The 2,223-nt window shown below is 37.9% G+C and carries 3 protein-coding genes; 2 read left to right on the forward strand and 1 reads right to left on the reverse strand.

The window, feature by feature from the left end; all coding sequences use genetic code 11:
- Positions 1–48 precede the first annotated feature (48 nt).
- Complete coding sequence (locus tag ACOVQ4_RS13485) at positions 49–717, forward strand: ABC transporter ATP-binding protein (RefSeq protein ID WP_421821155.1); 669 nt, start codon at positions 49–51, stop codon at positions 715–717.
- A 206-nt stretch (positions 718–923) separates the two neighbouring features.
- Here the strand turns inward: ACOVQ4_RS13485 and rpiB are convergent, their stop codons facing one another.
- Positions 924–1,358 (reverse strand): ribose 5-phosphate isomerase B, encoded by a 435-nt coding sequence (gene rpiB, locus ACOVQ4_RS13490; protein WP_095166497.1) that lies wholly within the window; start codon positions 1,356–1,358, stop codon positions 924–926.
- A 133-nt stretch (positions 1,359–1,491) separates the two neighbouring features.
- On the opposite strand from rpiB, the gene ACOVQ4_RS13495 reads away from it, so the two are divergent.
- Positions 1,492–2,223 (forward strand): TIGR00730 family Rossman fold protein, encoded by a 732-nt coding sequence (locus ACOVQ4_RS13495; RefSeq protein ID WP_421821156.1) that lies wholly within the window; start codon positions 1,492–1,494, stop codon positions 2,221–2,223.

A 2,223-nucleotide genomic window follows, 5' to 3' on the forward strand; every position in this document is an offset into this window, starting at 1 on the left:
TATCGGCATTCGGCAAGAGCCAATTCAACCATAAAATCCTAAATCGACATGTTGCTTGAAGCAAAACATATCAATAAAAGTTTTCATGACCCTGTGACAGTACCTATTTTGAAGGATGTAAGCATCGAAATTCCTCAAGGTCAATTTACCTCTATAGTAGGAAAATCGGGTTGCGGAAAGTCTACCTTACTTTATATCCTTTCTACGATGGATACCGACTATGAGGGAGAATTGTGGATTGATGGCACTAAACTAACAGGAAAAACGGAGGCAGAATTGGCACGTGTACGCAATGAAAAGATTGGATTTGTTTTTCAATTTCATTACCTCCTCAACGAATTTAGTGTGCTCCAAAATGTGATGTTGCCCGGACTAAAACTAGGAAAGATTTCTCCACAAGAATTAGAACATCGAGCTATTGGGCATCTACGAAAGTTGGGGATGGATGATAAGGCGCTAAAAAAAGCGAATCAGTTATCAGGAGGCGAAAAACAGCGTGTGGCTATCGCACGAGCCCTTATTAATGACCCTCTGATTATTATGGGTGACGAACCTACAGGAAATTTGGATAAGAAAAATACGGAAGTGGTTTTTGATATATTCCGTCAATTATCCGAAGAGTACAAACAATCTTTGTTGATTGTGACGCATGACCCTAATTTTGCAGAAAGAACCCAGCGTATTATCGAGATGGAGGATGGAAGAGTCATTCAGTAATTTGGAGATAAGCATATTCTCATCTCCAAATTAAGTAATCATTCAGAATAAGATTTAAGTTATGAGTTTAGGCACTAGGCAAAAGGCAAAGAGTGTTAAAGTGTTTTTAAATACAATGTATATACTTTTGCTAAATACCCAAAGCTGAAAGCCGTAAGCTCAAAATTAAATTTATTTTGCGTACTAACTGATCAATAAATTATCAATTAGCATGGAATTTTGTTCACGCGCAATTGGTGGCGACCACCTTCAAATTCTGTATTCAAGAAAGTATCTACAATAGCATAAGCTTCTTCGATGCTAACAAATCTAGCAGGTACACAAACGATATTCGCATCGTTGTGCAAACGTACTAGGTTGGCTACTTCTGTATTCCAAGCCAAACCCGCACGGATTCCCTGATGTTTGTTGGCTGTAATAGCCACACCGTTGGCACTTCCGCACAACAAGATACCCAAATCAAACTCTTTTGTTTCAACCGCCGATGCTACAGGATGTGCAAAGTCAGGATAATCGCAAGATGCATTGCTGTATGGACCAAAATCTTTTACCTCGTAACCTTTTGATTGTAAATAGTTTACAATTTCTGCTTTATACTCAAATCCAGCATGGTCACCTCCGATGGCAATTTTCTTTGACATTTTTGAAAAAAATTCAGTGAATGTGTAACAAAAAATATTTTTTTTACGTTAAGCTTTTTTGGTGCTTAGTGCAAAGGTACAGACCATTGTGCAAGAAACCACTATTTTATAACGATAAAAACCGGAAAAAGCTATGACTGAAAGAGAAAGCGAAAAATTGTTGAAAGAAGAAGACAAAATCAAAAGAGCTTTTGTTGACCACACTTGGGCAGAAATTCGTTCTGAAGAATCGTGGAGAGTATTCAAGATTATGTCAGAATTTGTAGAAGGTATCGATAAAATGGCAAAAATCGGCCCTTGTGTTTCGATTTTCGGCTCTGCTCGTACAAAACCTGACAACCCTTATTATATCATGGCTGAAGAAATTGCCGCTAAATTGGTTCGCCATGGATATGGTGTAATCACGGGTGGTGGTCCTGGTATTATGGAGGCTGGTAACAAAGGTGCTAAACTACAAGGTGGAAAATCTGTTGGTTTGAATATCGAATTACCATTTGAGCAACATCCAAATCCATATATCGACAATGATAAGAGTATCAATTTTGACTTTTTCTTTGTTCGTAAAGTAATGTTTGTTAAATACTCACAGGGCTTTATTATCATGCCAGGTGGTTTTGGTACACTCGACGAAATGTTTGAGTCTTTGACCTTGATTCAAACACACAAAATTGGTCGTTTCCCTGTGGTATTAGTCGGTAAAGAGTACTGGGGTGGCTTGTTGGATTGGATTAAAACTACCATGGTAAATGCTGGTAATATCAATCCTGATGACTTAGATTTGATTTCGTTGGTAGATAACCCAACCGACGCAGTTCGTGTAATCGACGATTTCTATTCGAAATATTTGTTGAAACCGAATTTTTAG

Source organism: Flectobacillus sp. (assembly GCF_049240685.1).
Taxonomy (GTDB): Bacteria; Bacteroidota; Bacteroidia; order Cytophagales; family Spirosomataceae; genus Flectobacillus.